Annotated in this window: 17 protein-coding genes; 12 read left to right on the top strand and 5 right to left on the bottom strand. The window is 75.3% G+C overall.

What is annotated here, in order from left to right; translation table 11 throughout:
• Positions 1 to 141: 141 nt before the first annotated feature.
• Together AC07FY_RS13955 and serC are read right to left on the bottom strand one after the other, a co-directional pair.
• Entirely contained in the window at positions 142 to 3,282 is a 3,141-nt protein-coding gene (locus AC07FY_RS13955; RefSeq protein WP_479005092.1) for a sacsin N-terminal ATP-binding-like domain-containing protein, read from the bottom strand.
• A 203-nt stretch (positions 3,283 to 3,485) separates the two neighbouring features.
• On the bottom strand, positions 3,486 to 4,604 hold the full coding sequence (serC, locus tag AC07FY_RS13950) for a phosphoserine transaminase (RefSeq protein ID WP_479005089.1): 1,119 nt from the start codon (positions 4,602 to 4,604) through the stop codon (positions 3,486 to 3,488).
• Here serC and AC07FY_RS13945 point away from each other — a divergent pair.
• From AC07FY_RS13945 to AC07FY_RS13935, 3 genes are read left to right on the top strand one after another with little or no spacing between them, the layout of a single operon-like run.
• Complete coding sequence (locus AC07FY_RS13945) at positions 4,576 to 7,497, top strand: FAD-binding and (Fe-S)-binding domain-containing protein (protein WP_479005086.1); 2,922 nt, start codon at positions 4,576 to 4,578, stop codon at positions 7,495 to 7,497. The two genes, serC and AC07FY_RS13945, sit on opposite strands and share 29 nt — an antisense overlap.
• A 46-nt stretch (positions 7,498 to 7,543) precedes the next feature.
• Positions 7,544 to 8,539: an EamA family transporter gene (locus AC07FY_RS13940; protein ID WP_479005084.1), complete on the top strand. Its 996-nt coding sequence runs from the start codon at positions 7,544 to 7,546 to the stop codon at positions 8,537 to 8,539.
• Positions 8,539 to 8,895 (top strand): DUF1801 domain-containing protein, encoded by a 357-nt coding sequence (locus AC07FY_RS13935; RefSeq protein WP_479005081.1) that lies wholly within the window; start codon positions 8,539 to 8,541, stop codon positions 8,893 to 8,895. Before AC07FY_RS13940 ends, AC07FY_RS13935 begins: the two co-directional genes overlap by 1 nt.
• Here AC07FY_RS13935 and AC07FY_RS13930 read toward each other — a convergent pair.
• The gene (locus tag AC07FY_RS13930) at positions 8,883 to 9,884 is read right to left on the bottom strand and encodes a helix-turn-helix transcriptional regulator (RefSeq protein ID WP_479005078.1); all 1,002 of its coding nucleotides are present in this window, start codon (positions 9,882 to 9,884) and stop codon (positions 8,883 to 8,885) included. The two genes, AC07FY_RS13935 and AC07FY_RS13930, sit on opposite strands and share 13 nt — an antisense overlap.
• Positions 9,885 to 9,923: 39 nt before the next feature.
• Here AC07FY_RS13930 and AC07FY_RS13925 point away from each other — a divergent pair, with 39 nt between their 5' ends.
• Positions 9,924 to 10,379, top strand: a complete 456-nt coding sequence (locus tag AC07FY_RS13925) for a hypothetical protein (RefSeq protein WP_479005075.1) — start codon at positions 9,924 to 9,926, stop codon at positions 10,377 to 10,379.
• A gap of 110 nt (positions 10,380 to 10,489) precedes the next feature.
• Here the strand turns inward: AC07FY_RS13925 and AC07FY_RS13920 are convergent, their stop codons facing one another.
• Entirely contained in the window at positions 10,490 to 12,130 is a 1,641-nt protein-coding gene (locus AC07FY_RS13920) for a CocE/NonD family hydrolase (RefSeq protein WP_479005073.1), read from the bottom strand.
• Positions 12,131 to 12,471: 341 nt separating this feature from the next.
• On the opposite strand from AC07FY_RS13920, the gene AC07FY_RS13915 reads away from it, so the two are divergent.
• The 7 genes from AC07FY_RS13915 (at position 12,472) to AC07FY_RS13885 (ending at position 21,439) form a co-directional block, all read left to right on the top strand.
• Positions 12,472 to 13,284 carry a TIGR03084 family metal-binding protein gene (locus AC07FY_RS13915; protein ID WP_479005070.1) on the top strand — a complete coding sequence of 271 codons (813 nt, stop codon included), beginning with the start codon at positions 12,472 to 12,474 and terminating at the stop codon, positions 13,282 to 13,284.
• Positions 13,281 to 15,269, top strand: a complete 1,989-nt coding sequence (locus tag AC07FY_RS13910) for an acyclic terpene utilization AtuA family protein (protein WP_479005067.1) — start codon at positions 13,281 to 13,283, stop codon at positions 15,267 to 15,269. Before AC07FY_RS13915 ends, AC07FY_RS13910 begins: the two co-directional genes overlap by 4 nt.
• Complete coding sequence (locus AC07FY_RS13905; RefSeq protein ID WP_479005066.1) at positions 15,266 to 16,864, top strand: acyl-CoA carboxylase subunit beta; 1,599 nt, start codon at positions 15,266 to 15,268, stop codon at positions 16,862 to 16,864. The genes AC07FY_RS13910 and AC07FY_RS13905 overlap by 4 nt, the downstream gene beginning before the upstream one ends.
• Positions 16,865 to 16,872: 8 nt before the next feature.
• Positions 16,873 to 18,783 carry an acetyl/propionyl/methylcrotonyl-CoA carboxylase subunit alpha gene (locus tag AC07FY_RS13900; RefSeq protein WP_479005064.1) on the top strand — a complete coding sequence of 637 codons (1,911 nt, stop codon included), beginning with the start codon at positions 16,873 to 16,875 and terminating at the stop codon, positions 18,781 to 18,783.
• The gene (locus AC07FY_RS13895; protein WP_479005062.1) at positions 18,780 to 19,943 is read left to right on the top strand and encodes an acyl-CoA dehydrogenase family protein; all 1,164 of its coding nucleotides are present in this window, start codon (positions 18,780 to 18,782) and stop codon (positions 19,941 to 19,943) included. Before AC07FY_RS13900 ends, AC07FY_RS13895 begins: the two co-directional genes overlap by 4 nt.
• A gap of 147 nt (positions 19,944 to 20,090) precedes the next feature.
• On the top strand, positions 20,091 to 20,828 hold the full coding sequence (locus AC07FY_RS13890; RefSeq protein WP_479005061.1) for an enoyl-CoA hydratase family protein: 738 nt from the start codon (positions 20,091 to 20,093) through the stop codon (positions 20,826 to 20,828).
• The gene (locus AC07FY_RS13885) at positions 20,816 to 21,439 is read left to right on the top strand and encodes a TetR/AcrR family transcriptional regulator (protein WP_479005059.1); all 624 of its coding nucleotides are present in this window, start codon (positions 20,816 to 20,818) and stop codon (positions 21,437 to 21,439) included. The genes AC07FY_RS13890 and AC07FY_RS13885 overlap by 13 nt, the downstream gene beginning before the upstream one ends.
• Positions 21,440 to 21,537: 98 nt before the next feature.
• On the opposite strand, the gene AC07FY_RS13880 is transcribed toward AC07FY_RS13885, so the two are convergent.
• Positions 21,538 to 22,647: a citrate synthase 2 gene (locus AC07FY_RS13880; RefSeq protein WP_479005057.1), complete on the bottom strand. Its 1,110-nt coding sequence runs from the start codon at positions 22,645 to 22,647 to the stop codon at positions 21,538 to 21,540.
• Positions 22,648 to 22,847: 200 nt separating this feature from the next.
• Between AC07FY_RS13880 and pdxH the strand changes: the two genes are divergently transcribed.
• Positions 22,848 to 23,519 (top strand): pyridoxamine 5'-phosphate oxidase, encoded by a 672-nt coding sequence (gene pdxH / locus AC07FY_RS13875; RefSeq protein WP_479005055.1) that lies wholly within the window; start codon positions 22,848 to 22,850, stop codon positions 23,517 to 23,519.
• Positions 23,520 to 23,918: the final 399 nt, after the last annotated feature.

Here is a 23,918-nt window from a genome sequence, read left to right as displayed (position 1 = left end):
GGGGACGATACGGGGGACAGAGGTCTCCCTCACCGGGGGGGCGGGGGTCGGGATCGGGTGCGCGTCCTGGGGGGGGGACGGGGGGTGCGGGGGGGGGGGGGGGGGGGGGGGCCACCCCCCCCCTCCCGCCGCGTACCCGTCCTAGTCGAACCACCGGTCCCGGGCCAGTTCCGCCGTGCGGGACGGGTCCTCCAGGAGGGCCGCCACCTCGAAGCGGCGGGGCCACTGGCCCGCCGACCAGGCCAGGCCCGCCGCGACGCCCTCCAGGGTGGAGGCGTGCAGGGTGCCGTCCGGGGTGCGGCGCCAGTCCAGTTCGACGCCGCCCGCGATCAGTTCCCCGTGCTCCACGTAGGTGGCCGGGGTCGAGGGGCCGAGCAGGACGCGGACCGGCTCCGGAACCTCGTGCTCCTCGCCGGGGGTGGTGACCTCCGCCGGCACCGTGTCCGAGAGGCGCCGGACCTGCAGGAGCTCCGCCAGGTCCGCCGCCCGGGAGGGGGCGACCGGGAGCAGGGGCAGGCCCCGCGTCAGGGGGAGCAGGTCCGGGGCGTCGGCGATGAGCGCGTCCGCCGCGTCCACCACCCGTACCTCGCCGTCCACCACCGCGCGCAGCTCGTCCGGGAGGGTGACCTGCTCGGGGTCCAGGTCGGCCAGCGCCGAGTACAGGCCGTGCAGCTGGCGGCCGGTGACCTCGCGGTCCGGGTCCGCGAGACGGGCCAGGAGCTCGGCCGCGCCACCCGGTTCGTCCAGGAGGGCCGCCACGGTGGTCCGTACGCCGAGGGCCCGCAGGACCTGCTCGTCCTCGAAGCCGGTGGCGTCGGCCGGGGTGTAGAGGCCCGCCAGCAGCGGGTCGCCGCCCGCCGCGCGCAGACCGGCCGGGCGGCGGCCGTCGAGCACCGGGTGGTCGCGCAGCCACCAGGCGGTGTACGGGCGCACCGACTGCGTGGTGCCGTCCGGGAGCAGGACGCGCACGGGCTGGGTCAGCGCGTCCCGGAGCGGGGGCCGGGCGAGCATCGCCAGGGCCTGCGGCCAGCAGTCGTCGTCGACCAGGTCGAGGTCGCGGACCGCGACCAGCTCGGTGGCCACCGGCGGCACCGGGGTGTCGGGCAGCTGGTCCAGGACGTCCTCGCACCACACGTCCACCGCGTCCAGCAGGCCCGCGTCGTCCGGCTCGGCGAAATCGCCCTCGCGCGGCTCCAGTTCGTCCGGGTCGAGCACCACGTCCGTGGCGCGGACCAGCTGGAACGCGGCCAGGACACCGGCCGCGGTGAGGGTGTCGGCGTCCCAGCGGGCGGCCAGCTCGGCGTCCACGTACGGCACTTCGTCCTCGCGGATCACCGAGGCGAGCGGCGAGCCGGGCAGCAGCAGTTCACCGGCCGGGGTCAGCTCCCCGTCCTCGTCCGGGAGGGCCAGCGCGCCCAGCCACGGCTCGTCGCCGGGCGCCAGATCCGCGTCCCGGACCAGTCCGAGGACGACGTCGGCCAGTTCCTCCGGGTCCAGCGCGTCCTCGTCCCAGATCTCGCCCGCGTCCATCGACCCGGCCACGGCGGCCCGCACCTGCGGGGTGGTCAGGACGGCGCGGGCGGTGGCCGGCAGGGCTCCGAGCTTCTCCAGCAGCGGGTGCGCGGCGTCCGGGTGGGCCACCTTCAGCCCCAGCCGGGCCAGGTCCGCCGGGGTGTCCGCGTACGGCAGGAGGACGTGGCGCGGCCCGATCGTGGTGCGGCCGTCGGCGAGCGGCACGGGCAGCCCCGACAGCCGGTCCGGGTCGACCCCGGCGAGGGAGTCGTAGAGCCGGTACCACCACTGCGGGGTCCGCTCGATGCCGGCGATCCGCTCGATGGCGTCGCCGAGCGGCAGCCGGCCCACGCCGAGCGTGCGCAGCTCGGGGCGGCGCTCCAGGCCGGCCGGCAGCAGCGTCGGCAGGACCTCTGCGAGGACGCGTACGGTGTCGGCGCCGGCGCCCTCCACCACCTCGGCCTCGAAGGGGCGCAGGGCGTTGCGCTCCTCCGGGTGCTCGGGCGGCGCCGCGGGCGCGAGGAAGGCCGTACGGGGCAGCCGCCGGAGCACGGCGGCGCGCAGGGCGCCGTCCAGCTCGCCCTTGCCGAGCGGGCCGGGCACCAGGTCCACCAGGCCGGTGCCCACCGGGTCCCAGGAGCCGAGGAGTTCGGCGTAGGCGTCGGCCGCGCGCTCCACGAGGAAGTCGGTCAGCGGTCCGGGGGCGGGGTGGCGGCGGGTGGTGTCCAGCGGCAGGGTCGCGATGAGCAGGGCGGGGATGCCCAGCGGTTCGTCGGTGGGGGTCGGCGCGTGCACCACGGGCAGGGTGGCCGGGCGCAGCGGCGCGCCGTCGGCGTCGACGGGCACGGCCCAGGACACCGACCAGGCGGGCCGCAGCCGTTCCTCCACGGGCCGGTCGGCGAGCAGGGCCTTGTCGAGGGGGCCGCCGTGGCGGACGGTGCGCCAGCGGTTGGTGCCCGCCCGGGAGTCCTCGATGACCGTGTGCGGGCCCTCGTCGTGGCGGAACAGGGTGCGGGCCGGGCCGGCCGGTGTCTCCACGACGATCTCGCGCAGCCCGGGCAGGGTGAGCAGCAGGGCGTCGTCGATGCCGGTGAGGAGCCGTTCGGCGAGGTCCTCGGCGGCGGCGTCGCGCAAGGGGAGGACCACGACGGTGTCGTAGCCGTCGGGGGCGGAGCCCTCGGCGGGCAGCGGGAGGCGCAGCAGCGGGACGTGGCCGTCGCGGCGGCGCAGTTCGTCGCCGAGGCCGGGGCTGCCGACGGCGGCGTCCCGGGCCAGTTCGCGGGCCTCGGCGAGGGACCAGCGGACACCGCCGTGGCGGCCGAGGACGGCCGGCTCGTCGGAGACGGCGAGGACGGCCGCGAAGCCGACGCCGAACCGGCCGACGGTGTCCCCGGAGCCGGAGCCGGAGCCGGAGCCCGCGGGTTCGCGCTTGGCCGAGGCGCGCAGGGTGCTCAGCGACTCGACGCCCGTCGCGTCGAGCGGAGCACCGGTGTTCGCGGCGGCCAGCACCGCGTGGCCGCCCTCGCCCGCGTGCAGGGTGAGCCGCAGCCGGCCCGGCACCCCCGCACGGGCGGCGGCGTCGGCGGCGTTCTGCGCCAGCTCCACGACCAGCCGGTCCCGGTAGCCGCCGAGCGCGAGGTCCTCCTCCGCGTTGGCGTCCTCGCGGAACCGGGCCGGGCCCGCGCCCCAGGCGTCGAGCACCCCGCGCCGCAACCGGGCCGTACCGAAGGGGTCCACGCCGCTCTGGGCCGCCGTCACTCGCACGCTCACGCCGCTGCCTCCACGTTGTGCTGCCTCCAAGAACTCCTGAAGGTATCGCGTACGGGGGCCACCGCTCGCCCGTGAGGTGCGCGAACACCACGACGTCGGCATCCCGGTGGCGGTCGTCGGTAGGGCCGAAGTCCCGGGGCGGGCGCCCGGACACGACGGAGCCCCCGGTGACACGAGGTCACCGGGGGCTCCGCGGACAGCCGTCAGAGCTTCTCGATCACGTGGTCGATGCACGCGGTCAGCGCCTGCACGTCCGCCGGGTCGATCGCCGGGAACATCGCGACGCGGAGCTGGTTGCGGCCGAGCTTGCGGTAGGGCTCGGTGTCCACGATCCCGTTGGCGCGCAGCACCTTGGCGACGGCCGCCGCGTCGATGTCGTCCGAGAAGTCGATCGTGCCGATGACGGCGGACCGCTTGCCGGCGTCGGTGACGAACGGGTTCGCGTACTTCGACGCCTCGGCCCAGCCGTACAGGTGGCGCGCGCTGGCCGCCGTACGCCCGGTGGTGAACTCCAGGCCGCCCTGGCCGTTCATCCACTCCAGCTGCTCGTTGAGCAGGAACAGGGTGGCCAGCGCCGGGGTGTTGTAGGTCTGGTTCTTCAGGGAGTTGTCGATCGCCGTCGGCAGCGAGAAGAACTCCGGGACGTGCCGGCCCGACGCGTGCACGCGCGCGGCCCGCTCCAACGCGGCCGGGGAGAACGCCGCCAGCCACAGGCCGCCGTCGGAGGCGAAGGACTTCTGCGGGGCGAAGTAGTAGACGTCGGTCTCGGTGATGTCCACCGGCAGACCGCCCGCGCCGGAGGTCGCGTCCACCAGGACGAGCGACCCGGCGTCGGCGCCCGCGACGCGCTTGATCGGCGCCGCGACACCCGTCGAGGTCTCGTTGTGGGTGTACGCGTACACGTCCACGCCCGCCTCGGCGCGCGGCTCGGGGTGCGTGCCCGGGTCGGAGGAGATGACGGTCGGCTCGTCCAGCCACGGCGCGAGCTTCGCGGCCTTGGCGAACTTCGAGGAGAACTCGCCGAAGGCGAGGTGCTGGGACTTGCGCTCGATCAGCCCGTGGGTCGCGATGTCCCAGAAGGCGGTGGAGCCGCCGTTGCCCAGGATCACCTCGTACCCCTCGGGGAGGGAGAAGAGGTCCCGGAGCCCCTGGCGCACCGAGCCGACCAGGTTCTTGACCGGGGCCTGGCGATGGGAGGTTCCGAGCAGGGAGGTACCGGTGGCGGCCAGGGCGTCCAGCGCCTCGGTCCGCACCTTGGAGGGGCCCGCGCCGAAGCGTCCGTCGGCGGGCTTGATGTCAGCGGGAATCTGGATCTCGGCCACGAGCGGAGCGTATCGGGTCCCGGCCCGCCCCCCGGAGCCGCGTCCACCCGATGAGACGCACCCGCAACGCCCGTGGGACGCCCACCGGGCGCCCGACGGTGGCAGGGTGGACGCCGTGACGACACCCGGGGAACTCGAACGGGCCTTGCGGGCGGAGCTGCGCGGGGACGTGGACTTCGGTGCGGCGGCGCGCGCACTGGCGACCATGGACGCCTCGAACTACCGGCGCGTCCCGGTCGGCGTCGTGGCGCCGCGCGACGCCGAGGACGTGGCGGCCGCGCTGCGCGTGTGCGCCGCCGCCGGGGTCCCCGTCGTCCCGCGCGGCGGCGGGACCTCCATCGCCGGGCAGGCCACCGGCGTGGGCGTGGTCCTCGACCTCACCCGGCACATGAACGCCCTGGTGTCCGTGGACCCCGCCGCGCGCCTCGCCGTGGTCCAGCCCGGCCTGGTCCTGGACCGGTTGCGCGAAGCGGTGCGTCCCTACGGCCTGACCTTCGGCCCCGACCCCTCCACGCACTCGCGCTGCACCCTCGGCGGCATGATCGGAAACAACGCGTGCGGAGCCCACTCGGTCGCCTGGGGAACCACCGCCGACAACGTGGCCGAGCTGGCGGTGACCGCGTACGGCGGGACCGCCCACCGGATCGGCACGGGCTGGACGGGCGCCCCGGCGGGCCTGCGCGAGCTGGTCGAGGGGAACCTGGCGCTCTTGCGCACCGGGATGGCGGGCGGCTTCTCCCGGCGGATCTCCGGCTACGGGGGCCTCGACGCGCTGCTGCCCGAGCGGGGCGTCGGGCTCGCACGGGCCTTCTGCGGGAGCGAGGGCACGCTCGGGGTGGTCACCGAGGCCGTGGTGCGCCTGGTGCAGCCGCCGCCCGCGCCGGTCCTGGCGGTCCTGGGATACGGGGACGAGAGCGCGGCGGCCGACGCGGCCGCCGGACTGCTGCCGCACGGGCCGCTCACCGTGGAGGGGATGGCCGAGGACCTGGTGCGCGGCGCCGCGGGCCTGCCGAGGGGCGGGGCCTGGCTGTTCGTGGAGATGCCGGACGAGGGCGCGGCGCACGCGCTCGTCCGGGGCGCCGACGCGCTCGACGCGGTGGTGGTGACCGACCCGGCGGGGCAGCGGGCCCTGTGGCGGATCCGGGAGGACGCGGCCGGTACGGCGACCCGGCTGCCGGGCGGGGAGATGGCCTGGCCGGGATGGGAGGACTGCGCCGTGCCGCCGGCCCGGCTGGGGGCGTACCTGCGGGAGTTCCGCGCGCTGTTGCAGCGGCACGGACTGCGCGGATCGCCGTACGGGCACTTCGGTGAGGGGTGCGTGCACGTGCGGATCGACTTCGACCTGGTGTCGGCGCGGGGCGTGGCCCGCTTCCGGGAGTTCTCCGGTGACCTGGCGGACCTGGTGGTGTCCCACGGCGGCTCGCTGTCCGGTGAGCACGGCGACGGGCAGGCGCGGGCGGAGCTGCTGCCGCGGATGTACGGGCCCGAGGTGGTCCGGCTCTTCGGCGCGTACAAGGACGTGTGGGACCCGGCGGGCGGCATGAACCCGGGGATGCTGGTCCGGCCCGGGCGCCTCGACGAGAACCTCCGCTTCGCGGTCCTGCCGGACTCCGCCTTCGCCGGGGAGGTGGCCCGGTGCGTGGGGGTCGCCAAGTGCCGTTCGGCCGGTACGGGCGGACCGGACGTGATGTGCCCCTCCTACCGGGTCACGGGGGAGGAGCGGCACTCCACGCGGGGCCGGGCCCGGCTGCTGCACGAGATGCTGGCGGGCGAGGTCGTACGGGACGGGTGGCGCTCGGCGGAGGTCGCCGAGGCGCTGGACCTGTGCCTGGGCTGCAAGGGGTGCCTCAGCGACTGCCCGGTGGGGGTGGACATGGCCTCCTACAAGGCGGAGTTCCTGCACCGGCACTGGGCGGGCCGCATTCGCCCGCTCGCGCACTACACCCTCGGCGGCCTCCCGGGCTGGCTCCGCCTCATCGCCCGCCTGCGCGCCGCGCGGGCGGCGAACGCCCTGGCCCGGTGGATCCGGGTGCCGGGCCTGGCGCGCGAGCGAGCCCTGCCGGAGCTGGCCCCGGAACCGTTCACGCGCGCGCACCGGCCCCCGGCCCCGATCGCACAGGGCCGTCCGCACGCCGTGCCCGCCGCCCCGGCTCCCTCCCCCTCCCCGGCCCCGTCCCCGGTCACCCTGTGGCCGGACACGTTCACGGAGTACCTCACCCCCGAAGTCGGCCACGCGGCGGTCCGGGTGCTCGAGGCCGCCGGGCTCACCGTCACCCTCCCTGCCGGGCGGGTCTGCTGCGGCCTCACCTACCTCTCCACGGGCCGGCTCGACCGCGCCCGCACGGTCCTGCGCCGGACCCTGGCGGCCGTCGGTGAGGACCACGGCCCCGTCGTCGTCCTCGAACCCAGCTGCGCGGCGGCCCTGCGCGCCGACCTGCCCGCCCTGCTGCCGGACGACCCCCGGGCCGGGCGCCTCGCGGCGTCCGTCCGCACCTTCGCCGAGACCCTGGAGGAGTACGCGCCGCACTGGCGGCCGCCCCTGCTCGACCGGCCGGTCGCCGGTCAGACCCACTGCCACCAGCACGCCGTGCTCGGCGACGCCGCCGACCGGCGCCTGCGCGAGCGGGCCGGGCTCACCGGTGAGCTCAGCGGTGGCTGCTGCGGCCTGGCCGGAAACTTCGGCTTCGAGCCGGGCCACCACGAGGTGTCGGTGGCCTGCGCGCAGGAGCGGCTCCTGCCGTCGCTGCGTGCGGCCCCGCCGGACGCCGCCGTGCAGGCCGACGGCTTCTCCTGCCGTACCCAGATCGCCCAGTTGGGCGGGGTGCGGGCCCGCCACCTGGCCGAACTCCTGGCGGAGGGGCTGGACGGCGAGCGGGGCCGGACCGGCAGGTAAGGAAAGACACGCGAGCACACTCCTTACGAACCACTAACCTGGAGGGATGCCCGCGTCTTCCGCCTCCCCCACACCGACCGCCGGCCCGGCCACCGGAACGACCCCGTCCACCGGCACCGGTCCGGCCACCGGCGCCACCGCGGCCACCGGTTCCGTCCCGTCCGCCGCAGTCACCGCCCCCGCCGGCGGCTCCCGTTTCGGCCCGGTCGCGCTCGTCGTCTCGGCCGGGGTCTCGGTGCAGTTCGGCGCCGCCCTCGCGGTCATGATCATGCCGAGGGCGGGGGCGGCGGGCGTGGTCACCCTGCGCCTGGCGGCCGCCGCGCTCGTGCTGCTGCTCCTGTGCCGGCCCACGGTGCGCGGCTACCTCCGTGCCGACTGGGGCACGGTGATCGCCTTCGGCGTGGCCATGGCGGGCATGAACGGCCTCTTCTACCAGGCCATCGACCGCATCCCGCTCGGCCCGGCCGTCACCCTGGAGGTGCTCGGCCCGCTGGTCCTGTCGGTGGTCGTCTCGCGGCGGCTGGTGAACCTGCTCTGGGCGGGCCTGGCCCTCGCCGGTGTCGCGCTGCTGGCCGGGCACGGCGGCGCCGGCTTCGGCGGCCTCGACCTGCTGGGCGCGGCCTACGCGCTCGGGGCGGGCGCGATGTGGGCGGCGTACATCGTGTTCAGCGCGGGCACGGGCCGCCGCTTCCCGCAGGCCGACGGCCTGGCCCTGGCCATGGCGGTGGCGGCCGTGCTGTCGCTGCCGCTGGGCATCGTGCAAGCCGGCTCCGACCTGCTGGTCCCGAGCACCCTCGCCCTGGGCGTCGGCGTGGCCCTGCTGTCGTCCGTCCTGCCGTACACGCTGGAACTGCTGGCCCTGCGGCGGCTGCCCGCCCCCACCTTCGCCATCCTGATGAGCCTGGAACCGGCCATCGCGGCCACCGCCGGCTTCCTGGTCCTGAACCAGGCCATGTCCGCCCTGGACGCCCTGGCCATCGCCCTGGTGATCGCCGCGAGCATGGGCGCGGTCCGCTCCCAGACCCGGAAGCGGGCCGCCTGATGGATGCCGACGCCTACCTGGCCGCCGCCCCGGACGCCCGCCGCGAGGCCCTTCACCGCCTGCGGGAGCTGTGCCTGGCCCAGCTGCCGGGCTTCGAGGAGGCCATCGCCTACGGGATGCCCGTGTACATCCGGCCCGGTGCGGAGGCCGGGGAGATCGCCTGGGCGAACCAGAAGCAGTACATCTCCTTCTACCTGATGCGCACGGACGTCCGCGCGGCCTTCGCGGACCGCCTGGCCCCCCACGACATGGGCAAAGCCTGCCTCCGCTTCCGCAACCCGGCCGACGTCGACTTCGCCCTCATCCGCGACCTCCTCCGCGCCACGGCCGCGGCCGGGCCGGGTCAGGCATGCTGAGAACCCGTTGAGGTGAGGGCGTTCGGGCCCGTGGCGTAGCGGGCCGTCAGCGTGCTCAGGGTGGACCGGATGCGGGTGCGCAGGGCCGGTGGGCCCAGCACCTCCGCCTCCGCGGCCAGCGCCAGGAACTGGGCCTCCGCGTGGGCCGCCGACTCGATCGGGAGCGTGGCGCGGGTCCAGCCTGGCAGGTCCGGGTCGGGGCGGCCGGTGGCGGCCAGGGCGCGGGCCTGGGGTCCGGTCAGCCGGGACGCGGCATGGGCGGACAGCCGCACCTGCGCCTCCTCCGGGTGGAGCCGCGCGTGGAAGTCCTCCTGCGTCCGGCGCCAGTGCGCCGCCAGGTCGAAGCCCTCGGGGAGCTCCGCGGTCCGCTCCGTCGGCGTCACCGACAGGACCTGGTCCACCCGGTACGTCCGGGCGTCGTCCGGGCCCGCCACCAGGTACCAGCGGCCCGCCTTCAGGACCAGGCCGTAGGGGGCGAGCAGCCGGTCCACCTCCCGCGGTTCCTTCCACCGCCGGTAGCGCACCTCGATCATCCGGCCCTGCCACACGGCGTCCGCGACCTGCGCCAGGTACGGGGTCTGCGCGTGCTCCGCGTACCAGCCCGGCGCGTCCAGGTGGAAGCGCGCGCGCATCCGGTCGGCCTGCGCCCGCAGCTCCGGCGGCAGCGCCGCCCGCAGCTTCAGCTGGGCCGCCGCGAGGGCCCGGCCGAGGCCCAGCTCCGCCGCCGGCCCGGGCATGCCGGTCAAGAACAGCGCCTCCGCCTCGCCCGTGCTGAGCCCGGTCAGCCGGGTCCGGTAGCCGGCGAGCAGCTGGTAGCCGCCGCTGTGCCCGGCATCCCCGTACAGCGGGACGCCCGCCGCCGCCAGCGCCTCCGCGTCGCGGTAGACCGTCCGGACGGACACCTCCAGCTCACGGGCCAGCTCGGCGGCGGTCATCCGGCCCCGGGTCTGGAGCAGGAGGAGGATCGACAGCAGACGGCTCGACTTCACTGACACATGATGTCAGTGGAGTGCTCCTACGGTCCCCGCATGAACGATTTCGACTTCCTCATCGGCACCTGGGACGTCGCCAACCGCTGGCGCGCCGACTTCCTCGACCCGGACGGCACCTGGGAGGAGTTCCCGGCGGTGTCCCGCATCTCCCGGCACTTCGACGGCGGCGCCAGCTTCGACGAGATCGACTTTCCGACGAAGGGCTTCGGTGGTCTGACGCTGCGGCTCTTCGACCGGGAGCGCGAGCAGTGGTCGCTGTACTGGTCCAGCCGCCGCACCGGCGTCCTCTTCCCGCCCGTGACCGGCCGGTTCGACGGCGGGCGCGGGGTCTTCGAGGGGCAGGACACGTACGACGGCAAGCCGGTCCTCGTGCGGTACGTGTGGTCGGGCACGGCGGCAGGCGAGTCGCCGCGCTGGGAGCAGTACTTCTCGCTCGACGGGGGCGGTCACTGGCTCCAGAACTGGACGATGGACTTCACCCGTCGCCCCTGAGACCGTACGCCCCGTCCGGCCGCCCGCGGGGGAGCGGCCGGGCGGGGCGTACCCCTGTCCTCCTGCCCGGGCGGCAGGTCCGGTTACGGGCCCTGCCCGGGCGGCGGGCGCTATCCGAGCGGCAGGTCCAGGTACGACGGCGTCGCCTCCGGCGAGGTGAAGGCCAGGGTCGCGCGCGGCAGGTTCGCGTCGCCGTAGAAGGGGTCGCCGGCGTCGATCACCAGCAGCAGCCGGTGGCCGCGCGGGACGTCGTAGGCGGTGGCCTGGAGTGCGATGTCCGCGCTGACCAGGCTGTCGGGGGCGGAGTCCAGGTCGGTGTAGGGGGCGTGCGCGACCAGGTGCGCCGTGCCGTCGGGCGCCGTGTCCAGGAGGTACGCCACGAACGCGGAGCCGGGGTTGGGCGCCCGGTAGGTGACGCGCAGTTCGGGGGTGCCGCGCAGCCGGGTGGTCTCCTCCACCGGCGCCGAGGCCCACACGGCGCTGACGGAGCGGTCGAGGGCGCCCGTCGGATAGGCCCGGGGCCGGCCGGCCATCTCCGCGCAGCCGGACAGGACCACCGCGTCGGCGACGACCGCCGGGGTGTCCATCCCGCACAGCACGGTCGCCGTCCAGCCCGCCTCCGGCGCCTCCGCCAGGTCCCCGCCGCCCGCCAGGTACAGCCGGTGCGTGTGCTCGGTGAGGGAGGGCCAGGTGGGGCGTGCTTCGAGGGTCTTGTCCCACATGACCTCGCCGAGCACCTGCCCCTCGTCGGCGATCCCGTTCGCGGCCCCCATGAGGTGGTGGTCGAACCAGCGGTGGGCGTCCGTCCAGACCCGGTTCGGCAGCCCGAGCAGTCCCGACGCCTCGGGGCCCGCGTGATCGCCTATGGACAGAACCACGCGCTTGGGGCCGGTCAGTTCACCGAACATCCTCAGCGTCTGGTTCACCGGGAAGAGCGTGTCGTGCCAGGCGTGCGCGTACAGGACCGGCACCTGGCGGCGGTTGAGCTCCTTGACGTGGCCGAGCGGCGAGCGCGGCTCGGCCCAGGCCAGGGTGGCGCGGAGCTCGCGGCCGGCCAGGACGTCGTCGAAGACGCTCCGCGTCCGCGGGCTCAGCCGCGCCTTCGCGGCCGCCCCGAGCAGCGCCCGTACGGCCGCGGTGCGGCGGGTGGAGTTCTCGTGGAACACCTCCCCGAGGTCGCCCCAGGCGCTGAGCGCGACCACGGCGTCGACGCGGGTGTCGTGCGCGGCGACGAGCTGGCTGATGCCGGAGCCGTACGACTCCCCGAGGAACCCGACCTTCGTCACCGGGCCGGCGGCGCGGTCGAGGAGGTGGTCCAGGGCGCGGCTGCCGTCGGCGACGTCCAGTGGGCCCGCCATCTCCACCCGGCCCCCGGAGCCGGGGAAGCCGCGGGCGGTGTAGGCGAGGACGTCGTAGCCGCGGGCCGCGAAGAGGGTGGCCTGCACGGCGTACACCAGCCAGCCCAGGCTGGTCCACGGCGAGGGCATGACGATCACCGGACGCGGCCGGCCGCCGCTGCGGCGCCACAGCGCGGCGTCGAGCAGGGCCCCCTCCGCGCCGGCCACCTTGGCGCGGGTGAAGACCGCGACGGACCGGACCTCGGCGACCTCGGCGGCGCGGGCGGGGGCGAGGCCGGTGACGTCGCCGCTCTCCAGGGCCGTGACGAAGGCGTGCAGGGCGTTCGCGTCGAGCTCGGGGTGGAGGGAGAAGGGCGCCGGGGGAGGCTGCGGGGGTCGGGCGGCTGGAGTCACGTCGGTCCATCCTCTGCGTGGTGGTCTGCGTCGAGTGACATGAACGTGCTGCGCTCGCCCGGGCCCGGAGCGCAGCGACCAGTATCGGCGGGACATCCGGTGACGTACCGCGGGTTTCCGGCGTACGGCCGAAATCGCCCCCGCCCGGCCCCGGCCCGGCGGGCGGCCACTCCGCCCGGCGACCGGCACCGGCCCCGGTGGGGCGGTCAACGCCCGTGTGAGTGCGCCTGGTTGGCGGCCGTGGCGGGAACGCGCCACCGTGCCGGAAAACCATGCAAGCGTGCTTGATTGTTTTGCTGGCGGCTGCCAGTGTTCCCCTCACGCCGAGAGGGGAGCACAGCGTGCCCGATCCGTCCGCCGTCGATGCCACCGCCGCCGTCCTCGCCGATCTGCGCGAGGAGGGCCGGGAACTCGACGCCCTGGTCGCGGAGTTGCCGGGCCCCGACTGGTCGCGGCCCACCCCCGCGCCCGGCTGGAGCATCGCCCACCAGATCGCCCACCTGCACTGGACCGACCGGGCCGCGACCGCCTCCCTCACCGACGCCGCCGGCTTCGCCCGCATGGTCGAGGAGGCCCTCGCGGCCCCCGACTCCTTCGTCGACGAAGGAGCGCGGGAAGGCGCGCGGCTGCCGCCCGCCGACCTGCTCGCCCGCTGGCGTTCCGGCCGCGCCGGCCTCGACGCGGCCCTCGCCGCGGCGTCGCCTGCCGCCCGCTTCCCCTGGTACGGGCCGCCCATGAAGGCCGCCTCCATGGCGAGCGCCCGGCTGATGGAGACCTGGGCGCACGGCCAGGACGTCGCCGACGCGCTCGGCGTCCGCCGCACCCCGACCGCCCGGCTGCGGCACGTGGCCCGGATCGGCGTACGCGCCCGGGACTACGCCTACGCCGTACGCGGACTGCCCGCACCATCCGAGGAGTTCCGGGTCGAGCTCGCGGCCCCGGACGGTTCCGGGGTGTGGAGTTACGGCCCCGCGGACGCCCCGCAGCGGATCACCGGGCCCGCGCTCGACTTCTGCCTGCTCGTCACCCAGCGGGCCCACCGCTCGGACCTGGCCCTGACGGCGACCGGCCCCGACGCGGACCGGTGGCTGGGCATCGCGCAGGCGTTCGCCGGCCCGGCGGGTCCCGGCCGCGCCCCGGAGGGCTCGCGGTGACCCGCCGGCCCCTGCGCATCGGCAACGCGTCCGGGTTCTACGGGGACCGCTTCGACGCCGTGCGCGAGATGCTGACCGGCGGCCCGCTGGACGTGCTGACCGGGGACTACCTGGCCGAGCTGACCATGCTCATCCTCGGCCGCGACCGCCTGAAGAACCCCGACCTCGGCTATGCGAAGACCTTCCTGCGCCAGCTCGAGGAGGGACTCGGGCTCGCGCACGAGCGGGGCGTCCGGATCGTCACGAACGCAGGCGGCCTGAACCCGGCCGCCCTGGCCGGCGCGGTACGGAAGCTGGCGGCCGAGGCGGGCCTGCCCGTCACCGTCGCGCACGTCGAGGGCGACGACCTGATGGCGCACGGGGAGTACGGGCAGGGGGCGCTGACCGCCAACGCCTACCTCGGGGGAGCCGGGATCACGGCCTGCCTGCGGGCGGGCGCGGACGTGGTGGTGACCGGCCGGGTCACGGACGCGGCGCTGGTCAGCGGCCCGGCGGCCTGGTGGTTCGACTGGCCGCCCGACGCCTACGACCGGCTGGCGGGAGCGGTGGTCGCGGGCCACGTCCTGGAGTGCGGCGCCCAGGCCACCGGCGGCAACTACGCGTTCTTCACCGCGCACGACGTGGGCCGTCCGGGCTTTCCTCTCGCGGAGGTCTCCGAGGACGGCTCCTCGGTGATCACCAAACACCCCGGCACGGGCGGGGTCGTCTCGACCGGCACCGTCACCGCGCAGCTCCTCTACGAGACGCAGGGCCCCCGCTATGCGGGTCCGGACGTCACCGCCCGCCTGGACACCGTTCGGCTCTCCTCGGACGGCCCCGACCGCGTCCGCGTCTCGGGCGCGCTCGGCGAACCGCCGCCGGACCGGCTCAAGGTGGGGGCCACCCGCATCGGCGGCTGGCGCAACGAGGTGGTGTTCGTCCTGACCGGACTGGACGTCGAGGCGAAGGCGGCGCTGGTGCGGGCGCAGCTGGCCGGGGCGCTGGAAGGGGTGGCGGACGCCTCCTGGACCGTGGCGCGCACCGACCACGAGGACGCCGCGACGCAGGAGACGGCGAGCGCCCTGCTCCGCCTGGTGGTCCGGGACCCGTCCCCGGACCGGGTGGGCCGCGCGCTGACCTCGGCGGCGGTGGAACTCGCGCTGTCGAGCTACCCGGGCTTCCACGTGACCTCCCCGCCGGGTCCGGCCCAGCCGTACGGCATCTTCACCTCGACCCTGGTCCCGGCCGCCGAGGTCCCCCACACGGCAGTCCTGCCGAACGGCACCCGCCTACCCATCCCGCCCACGAAGGCTTCCCCCCACGCCGGCGCGGCGGCCCGACCAGCCCCACCGGAACTCGAGGCGCGGACCCCGGGCCTGAGCCCCGCCCCCTCAGCCCCGCCGGCGGAGGCGCGGGCCCCGGGCCTGAGCCCCGACTCCCCAGCCCGACCGGGGGAGGTGCGGGTGCCGGGCCTGAGCCCCGCCCCCTCAGCCTCGCCGGCGTTTGAGGCGCGGGGCCCGGGGCTGAGCCCCGACTCCTCAGCCCCGCCGGCGTTTGAGGCGCCGGGTGCGGGGCTGCGCCCCGGTTCGGGGAGGGGCGGGGTGGGGGGGAGCCCCGCAGGGCCCACCACCCGCGCCCCCCTGGGAGCACTGGCCGGGGCCCGCAGCGGCGACAAGGGCGGCGACGCCAACGTCGGCGTGTGGGTGGAGTCGGCCCCCGCCTGGGACTGGCTGGAGCGCACCCTCACCGTCGACCTGTTCCGCCACCTGCTCCCCGAGACCCGCGACCTCCCCGTCACCCGGCACGTGCTGGCGAACCTCCGCGCCCTGAACTTCGAGATCCACGGCATCCTCGGCGACGGCGTCGCCTCCGGTCACCGCTTCGACCCCCAGGCCAAGGCCCTCGGCGAATGGCTCCGCGCCCGCCACCTCGACATCCCGGCCCACCTGCTGCCGCACACCGCCCGCGAAGAACCCGCGACCGCCCCGGAGGGGACCGGCCCATGACCCGCCTCGGCACCACCGTCGACCCGCACGCCCCCGAGCACGCGCAGGCCCGTACCGCCGCCCTGGAACGCCTCGCCGCCCTCGACGCCGAGCACGCGAAGGCCCTGCTGGGCGGCGGCGAGAAGTACATCGCCCGCCACCGCGGCCGCGGCAAGCTCCTGGCCCGCGAACGCGTCGAGCTGCTCCTCGATCCGGACACGCCGTTCCTGGAGCTGTCCCCGCTGGCAGCCTGGGGCAGCGACCACCCCGTCGGCGCCTCCATGGTCACCGGCATCGGCACGGTCGAGGGCGTCCCGTGCCTGGTGACCGCCAACGACCCCACCGTCCGCGGTGGCGCCAGCAACCCCTGGACCCTGCGGAAGGCGCTCCGGGCCAACGAGATCGCCCGGCAGAACCGCCTCCCCTGCATCAGCCTGGTGGAGTCCGGCGGCGCCGACCTGCCCTCGCAGAAGGAGATCTTCATCCCGGGCGGCGCGATCTTCCGCGACCTCACCCGGCTGTCCGCCGAGGGGATTCCGACCATCGCCGTCGTCTTCGGCAACTCCACCGCCGGAGGCGCGTACGTCCCCGGCATGTCCGATCACACCATCATGATCAAGGACCGCTCCAAGGTGTTCCTGGGCGGCCCGCCGCTGGTCAAGATGGCCACCGGCGAGGAGAGCGACGACGAGTCCCTCGGCGGGGCGGACATGCACGCCCGCACCTCCGGCCTCGCCGACCACTACGCCCTCGACGAGCAGGATGCGATCCGCCAGGCCCGCCGCATCGTCGCGCGCCTCAACCACCGCCCGGCGCACGCGGAGCCGCCGCAGGCCGAGGAGCCGGTCCACGATCCCGAGGAGCTCCTCGGGATCGTCCCGGCCGACCTGAAGACGCCCTTCGACCCCCGCGAGGTCATCGCCCGCATCGTCGACGCCTCCGACTTCGACGAGTTCAAGCCGCTGTACGGCCCCAGCCTCGTCACCGGCTGGGCCACCCTCCACGGCTACCCGGTCGGCATCCTCGCCAACGCCCAGGGCGTGCTGTTCAGCGCCGAGTCGCAGAAGGCCGCCCAGTTCATCCAGCTCGCCAACCAGCGGGACATCCCGCTGCTCTTCCTGCACAACACCACCGGCTACATGGTCGGCAAGGAGTACGAGCAGGGCGGCATCATCAAGCACGGCTCCATGATGATCAACGCGGTCGCCAACTCCCGCGTCCCCCACCTGTCCGTCCTGATCGGCGCCAGCTACGGCGCCGGCCACTACGGCATGTGCGGCCGGGCCTACGAGCCCCGGTTCCTCTTCGCCTGGCCCAGCGCCAAGTCCGCCGTCATGGGACCCCAGCAGCTCGCCGGGGTGCTCTCGATCGTCGCCCGGCAGTCCGCCGCCGCCAAGGGGCAGCCGTACGACGACGAGGCCGACGCCGGCATGCGCGCCTTCGTCGAGGCGCAGATCGAGTCCGAATCCCTGCCCCTGTTCCTGTCCGGGCGGCTGTACGACGACGGCGTCATCGACCCGCGCGACACCCGTACCGTCCTCGGCCTGTGCCTGTCGGCCGTCCACAACGCCCCCGTCGAGGGCGCCCGTGGCGGCTTCGGCGTCTTCCGGATGTGAGCCCGCACATGACCGTCCTGACCTCCCTCCTGGTGGCCAACCGCGGCGAGATCGCCGTCCGGATCTTCCGCACCGCCCGCGCCCTGGGCCTGGCCACCGTCGCCGTCCACTCCGACCCCGACGCCGGCGCCCTGCACGTGCGCGAGGCCGACGCGGCCGTACGGCTGCCCGGCGCCGCCCCCGCCGACACCTACCTGCGCGGAGACCTGGTCATCAAGGCCGCGCTCGCCGCCGGGGCCGACGCCGTCCACCCCGGCTACGGCTTCCTCTCCGAGAACGCCGGGTTCGCCCGGGAGGTCCGGGCCGCCGGACTGGCCTGGATCGGCCCGCCGCCCGAGGCCATCGAGGCGATGGCCTCCAAGACGCGGGCCAAGGAGCTGATGCGCGCCGCCGGCGTCCCGCTCCTGGAACCGGTCGACCCGGCCGCCGCCACCGCCGCCGACCTGCCCCTGCTGCTCAAGGCGGCCGCCGGGGGAGGGGGCCGCGGGATGCGGGTGGTCCGCGACCTCGACGCCCTCCAGGAGGAGCTGGAGGCCGCCGCCGCCGAGGCCCGCTCCGCCTTCGGTGACGGCGAGGTCTTCGCCGAGCCCTACGTGGAGCGCGGCCGCCACGTCGAGGTGCAGGTCCTCGCCGACGCCCACGGCACCGTCTGGGCGCTCGGCACCCGCGACTGCTCCCTCCAGAGGCGCCACCAGAAGGTCATCGAGGAGGCCCCGGCCCCCGGGCTGCCGGACAGCCTGCGCGCGAGCCTCCACGAGGCCGCCGTCGCCGCCGCCCGCGCCGTCTCCTACCAGGGCGCCGGCACCGTCGAGTTCCTCGTCACCGCCGACGGGCGCCCGTACTTCCTGGAGATGAACACCCGCCTCCAGGTGGAACACCCCGTCACCGAAGCCGTCTTCGGCCTCGATCTCGTCGCCCTCCAGCTGCGCATAGCCGAGGGCGCGGCCCTGCCACCCGCGCCCCCCGAACCCGCGGGCCACGCCGTCGAGGCCCGGCTGTACGCCGAGGACCCCGCCCGGGACTGGCGCCCGCAGACCGGCGTCCTGCACACCCTGGCCGTGTCCGGTGAGGTCCGCGTCGACACCGGCTTCACCGACGGGGACGAGGTCGGCATCCACTACGACCCCATGCTCGCCAAGGTCATCGCCCATGCCCCGACCCGCGCCGAGGCCGTCCGCGTCCTCGCCCACGCCCTGGCCGGAGCGCGCATCCACGGGCTGACCACCAACCGCGAGCTGCTCGTACGGTCCCTGCGCCACCCCGAGTTCGCCGCCGGACGGCTCGACACCGGCTTCTACGAGCGGCACCTGACCGCCCTCACCGACGGCGCACCGGACCCCACCCTGGCCGCGCTGGCCGCGGCCCTCGCCGAAGCGGCCCCCGGCCCGGGCGCGCCCCTGGCGGCCCGCCTCGGCGGCTGGCGCAACCTCCGCTCCCAGCCCCGGACCCGCCGCTACACCGCGGGCGGCACCGAGTACGAGGTCGCCTACCACCCCGTGGACCACCCCGGGGTCCGCGTCCTGTCCGCCACGCCCACCCTCGTCACGCTCGAAGTCGAGGGCGTCCGACGCCTGTTCCACGTGAAACGGAATGAGAGCAACTCCGACCTCTACGTCGACTCGGTGCTCGGCTCGCACTCCCTCACCCCCGTCCCCCGGTTCGCCGACCCCCAGGACCGCACCGCACCGGGCTCGCTCCTCGCCCCCATGCCCGGCACGGTCGTCCGCGTCGCCGAGGGCCTCGCCCCGGGCGCCGCGGTCACCGCCGGGCAGCCCCTGCTCTGGCTGGAGGCCATGAAGATGGAGCACCGCATCCTCGCTCCGGCCTCCGGCACGCTCACCGCGCTCCACGCCACCACGGGCCGGCAGGTCGAGTTCGGCGCCCTGCTCGCCGTAGTCCAGGAGGAAACGACGTCATGAGTTCCGCCACCATCGAAACGCCCGAGCACCAGGCCCTGCGCACGGCGGTCGCCGCCCTGGGGCAGAAGTACGGCCGCGCCTACCTCGCCCGCGTCGCCCGCGAGGGCGGCCACCCCGACGAGCTGTGGGCCGACGCGGCCGCGCTCGGCTACCTCGGGGTGAACCTGCCCGAGGAGTACGGCGGCGGAGGCGGCGGCATCACCGAACTCTCCATCGTCCTCGAGGAACTCGGGGCGGCCGGCTGCCCGCTGCTCATGATGGTCGTCTCGCCCGCCATCTGCGGCACGGTCATCTCCCGCTTCGGCACCGGGGACCAGAAGCGGACCTGGCTTCCCGGCCTCGCCGACGGCAGCCGCACCATGGCCTTCGGCATCACCGAACCCGACGCCGGGTCCAACTCCCACCGGATCACCACCACCGCCCGCCGCGACGGCGACGACTGGATCCTCACCGGCCGCAAGGTCTTCATCTCCGGGGTGGACATCGCCGACGCCACCCTCATCGTCGGCCGCACGCAGGACGCCGGGAGCGGCCGCCTCAAGCCCTGCCTGTTCATCGTCCCGCGGGACGCCCCCGGCTTCGGCCGCACGGTCATCGACATGGAACTGCAGGCCGCGGAGAAGCAGTTCGAACTCGTCCTGGACGACGTGCGCCTGCCCTCCGACGCGCTCGTCGGCGACGAGGACGCCGGCCTGCTCCAGCTCTTCGCCGGCCTCAACCCCGAACGCATCATGACGGCCGCCTTCGCCATCGGCATGGGCCGCCACGCCCTCGCCCGTGCCGTCGACTACGCCAGGACCCGCCAGGTGTGGAAGGAACCCATCGGCGCCCACCAGGCCGTGGCCCACCCGCTGGCCACCGCCCACATCGAGCTGGAACTGGCCCGGTTGATGATGCGCAAGGCGGCCCACCTCTACGACGCCGGCGACGACATGGGAGCGGGTGAGGCCGCGAACATGGCCAAGTACGCGGCCGGGGAGGCCTGCGTCCGGGCGGTGGACCAGTCCGTGCACACCCTCGGCGGCAACGGCCTGACCCGCGAATACGGCCTGGCCTCCCTCATCACCGCCTCCCGGGTCGCCCGCATCGCCCCCGTCAGCCGGGAGATGATCCTCAACTTCGTCTCCCACCAGACCCTGGGCCTTCCGAAGTCGTACTAGTCTTCCGGTCTCGCCCGAGACCGGACGGCGCCGGAGCGGGCCCGATGCCCTGCCCGGCGGGACCGGCGGGCAGGGCGCCAGTCCCGCCGGGCCCCCGCAGCCCCCGGCACGGGGAACGCCCCCGCCGCCACCCCTTCCGGAGGAGACATGGCCCCACCCGTCCACGCCGCGCGAGCGACCGGCATCACCACCCTCACCCTCGACTCCCCGGCCAACCGCAACGCCCTCTCCACCGGCCTCGTCGCCGAGCTCCGGGCCGCGCTCGCCGACACCGCGGCCGACCCGGCGGTCCGGGCGGTGCTCCTCACCCACACCGGCAACACGTTCTGCGCCGGAGCCGACCTCGCGTCCCCGTGCGACCCGGCCGACTTCCTGGCCCTGCTCCGCGAGATCGCCGAACTGCCCAAGCCCGTCCTCGCCCGCGTCACCGGCCACGTCCGGGCGGGCGGCCTCGGCCTGCTCGGCGCCTGCGACATCGCCGCCGCCGGACCGGAGTCCTCCTACGCCTTCACCGAGACCCACCTCGGCCTGGCCCCCGCCGTGATCTCCCTGCCGCTGCTGCCCCGCCTGGACCCGCGCGCGGCCGCCCGCTACTTCCTCACCGCCGAGGTGTTCGACGCCGCCGAAGCCACCCGCATCGGCCTGCTCACCCTGCACGCCGACGACGTGGACCAGGCCCTGGAGCCGGTCCTCGCCGGCCTGCGCAGGGCCTCCCCGCAGGGCCTGGCCGCCACCAAGGCGCTGACCGCGGCGACCGTGCGCGAGACCCTGCACCGCGACGGCGCCCGACTGACCGGGCTGTCCGCGGAGCTCTTCGCCTCGGCCGAGGCCCGCGAGGGCATCACCGCACGCTTCGAGCGCCGGGAGCCGTCATGGTCGCTGTGACGGGCGGGGCGACCGGCCCCGCCGCGCCCGCGCCGGCCGGCCCCAAGCAGGCGCGCAGCCGGGTCACCCGCCGCCACCTCCTCGAAGCGGCCGTCTCCTGCCTGGCCGAACACGGCTGGGCGGGCTCCACCGTCGGCGTCGTCGCCGAACGGGCCGGTGTCTCCCGCGGTGCGGCCCAGCACCACTTCCCGACCCGCGAGGACCTGTTCACCGCCGCCGTCGAGTACGTGGCCGAGGAGCGCTCCACCGCCCTGCGCGAACTCTTCCACGCCGGCCCGGCCGCCCGCCCCGCCGTGGTCGAGGCCCTCGTCGACCTCTACACGGGCAGCCTGTTCCGGGCCGCGCTCCAGCTGTGGGTGGCCGCCTCCAACGAGGAGCAGCTGCGCCCGCGGGTCACCGAACTGGAGGCCCGCGTCGGCCGGGAGACCCACCGCATCGCGGTGGAACTGCTGGGGGCGGACGAGTCCGTGCCGGGCGTGCGGGAGACCGTGCAGGGCCTGCTGGACATGGCCCGCGGCCTGGGCCTCGCCAACGTCCTCACCGACGACACGGCCCGCCGCGACCGCGTGATCGCCCAGTGGGCCCGCATCCTCGACGCGACCCTGGGCTGAGCCCCCGACGCGGCCCCGGGCTGGGCACGTGAAGGGCGCCGCACCCCGCCACGGGGTACGGCGCCCTTCACCGGCGCGTCACGGGGCCGGCCGGCGGGTCAGACCGTGCTGCCGCCGATGCCGGCGTAGCCCTCGATGTCCCGCGGGTCGCGCCGGCCGGGTCCGATGTAGCGGGCCGACGGCCGCACCAGGCGGCCCGTGCGCTTCTGCTCCAGGATGTGCGCCGACCAGCCGGCGGTGCGGGCGCAGCTGAACATCGACGTGAACATGTGCGCCGGGACCTCCGCGAAGTCCAGCATGATCGCGGCCCAGAACTCCACGTTGGTGGCCAGCACCCGGTCGGGGCGGCGCGCGTGCAGCTCCTCCAGGGCGGCCTTCTCCAGCGCGGCGGCCACCTCGTAGCGCGGCGCGTCCAGCTCCTTGGCGGTGCGCCGCAGCACGCGCGCACGCGGGTCCTCGGCTCGGTAGACGCGGTGCCCGAAGCCCATCAGCCGCTCGCCCTTGTCCAGGGCCTTCTTCACGTACGCCACGGCGTCGCCGGTGCGCTCGATCTCCTCGATCATGCCCAGCACCCGAGAGGGCGCCCCGCCGTGCAGCGGCCCGGACATCGCCCCGACGGCGCCGGACAGGGCCGCCGCCACGTCCGCGCCGGTGGAGGCGATGACGCGCGCGGTGAAGGTGGAGGCGTTCATGCCGTGCTCGGCGGCCGAGGTCCAGTAGGCGTCGACGGCCTTGACGTGCTTGGGGTCCGGCTCGCCCCGCCAGCGGATCATGAACCGCTCGACCACGGACTCCGCCTTGTCGATCTCCCGCTGGGGGACCATGGGCAGGCCCTGGCCGCGGGCGGACTGCGCCACGTAACTCAGCGCCATGACCGCCGCGCGCGCGAGATCGTCGCGGGCGGTCCGCTCGTCGATGTCCAGGAGCGGTTTCAGACCCCACACGGGGGCGAGCATGGCGAGCGCGGACTGCACGTCGACCCGGATGTCACCGGAGTGGACGGGGATCGGGAAGGGCTCCGCGGCGGGCAGCCCGGGGTTGAACGCACCATCGACCAGCAGACCCCACACGTTCCCGAAGGAGACGTGGCCGACCAGGTCCTCGATGTCGACACCGCGGTAGCGGAGCGCACCGCCTTCCTTGTCGGGTTCGGCGATCTCCGTCTCGAACGCGACGACCCCTTCGAGCCCGGGTACGAAGTCGGACATCAGGCGGCTCCTCAGATAGTGCGAACACGCGCGGCTCCCGGCGTGATTCGCGGTCCGGCGCGGTCATCCCCGTTGATGCCCGGCGCGGCCGATGGCCACCCGCGCGGGGACCGTCGGACCGGCCCCAAGATTTTGTCCGTTCCGGCCGGACTGCGGAAGCGTGACATACGGCACACCCCCGCCAGGCGCACTGCGGCAGGATGGCCGGCGTGACCCATCAGGACCTTGACCCCGCCCTCATGCGCAAGCAGTACCGCTCCGAGATCGTGTCCGAGGACAGCCTCGCCGACGATCCCATGGACCAGTTCGCGCGGTGGTTCCAGCAGGCCGCCGTCGCGCACGTCTTCGAGCCGAACGCGATGATCGTCTCGACGGCCACCGCCGACGGCCGCCCGAGTTCCCGCACGGTGCTGCTCAAGCAGTTCGACGCGCGGGGCTTCGTCTTCTACACGAACTACGGCTCGCGCAAGGGCCGCGACCTCGCCGAGAACCCGCACGTCGCCCTGCTCTTCCCCTGGCACCCCATCGCCCGCCAGGTCATCGTGACCGGCACGGCCGCGCGGGTCGGGCGGGAGGAGACGGCGGCGTACTTCCGCTCGCGCCCGCACGGTTCGCAGCTGGGCGCCTGGGCCAGCGAGCAGTCCCGGGTGATCGGCTCGCGCGCCGAACTGGACCGGCGCTACGCGGAGCTGGAGCAGCGCTACCCGGAGGGCGAGCGGGTGCCGGTCCCGCCGGAGTGGGGCGGCTACCGGGTCGTGCCCGGCGAGGTGGAGTTCTGGCAGGGCCACGAGAACCGCCTCCACGACCGCCTGCGGTACGTGCGCGACGGCGGGGACGCCGCGAAGTGGCGCGTCGAGCGGCTCTGCCCGTAAGGACGGCCGCGCCCGGCCCGGGCCTCCCGCCCCGGCGGCGCGGGAACGCAGACGACCCGCGGGCTCGGGTCCCTCCCCCTGCAGTGGGGAGGAGCCGGCCGGACGTACCGGCGAGCCCGCGGGTCGGGTGACTGCTTGGGATTGGCGCCTGGCGTTCCCGCCGGGCACCGCACTGGGTGCGTGCGACGACGGGCGCTTAGCCCGCAGCCACCTCACGCGTCCGGTTTCCGTACATTTCGGGAACCACCTCCCTTCTCGTGTACGGCAGAGCCTAGGAGCCTCTCCGGCGGCGCACAAGCAGATATTCTCCGCACCCTTCACGCAGGCCCGCCCGCCCCGCCCCCGCCCAGCCGAAACGGATCATTCCGGGGCATTCGGGGGAACGGTGTGTGGGCTGCG

It is taken from the genome of Streptomyces sp. NPDC045967 (assembly GCF_056430495.1).
Note: the sequence above shows the minus strand (reverse complement) of the source record. Positions and strands in the feature narration are given on the sequence as shown.